Source organism: Tersicoccus solisilvae, from assembly GCF_014643255.1.
Lineage (GTDB): Bacteria > Actinomycetota > Actinomycetes > Actinomycetales > Micrococcaceae > Tersicoccus > Tersicoccus solisilvae.
On record NZ_BMJI01000063.1, the window covers coordinates 1 to 653 of the forward strand.

The following is a 653-nucleotide window of genomic DNA, read 5'->3' on the forward strand; positions in this document are numbered from 1 at the left end:
CCCTGGTCAATCTGGGGCTGGGGGAAGCGATCCGTGATTTTGGTGAGCAGCGCTGTCTCAATGAGTTGTCGCTGCGCGCCGAAGCCGAGAGGGACTTGCAACATAGCGTGGCGGCGGTTCGCAAGCAACTCGAGGCCTACGACAAGATGGGGGCCTGGCGGCTGTTTTCCCGCATGAGCTTGCGGGGTAAGCTCAATGAACAGCTCAATGAGCTGGCCTTGCTGAGTGAGCAGGCAATGCCGGACTATCTGCTTATTTATAACCCCTGGCCGGATCACTTCGCTCATTTCAAGGGGCCGTTCAGCGACGAAATCATAGCGCCGACCGGTGAGCTTAACCGCCTCGATTACTGGCTCGGCCGTCTGGACAAGGTGTATCGGGACGCGGGTATCTATCCGCAGACGCTGTGGGGCATGGCCGGCGATCATGGTTTGGCACCTGTGTATCACACCCTTAACCCTGAACTGGTGCTGCAAGATGCGCTCAAGCAGCGCGGGGTCGAGCTCAAGATAAGCAAAATCTCCTCTGATGAAGGAGAAGGTCCCAAGATAACCAACAACCTCAATCCGCCTTCACTGCATGGGGTAGATTTGGTGATAGCCTCCACTGCCGGTGGCAACTATATGCTGGACTTCTTTAACTCGGACCGAGGT

1 protein-coding gene is annotated in these 653 nt (G+C 56.7%); it reads left to right on the plus strand.

Going from position 1 to position 653, the window contains the following annotated elements; genetic code table 11:
- A partial coding sequence (locus IEX22_RS16240; RefSeq protein ID WP_188669272.1) for an alkaline phosphatase family protein occupies nt 1-653 on the plus strand: 653 nt, incomplete at both ends.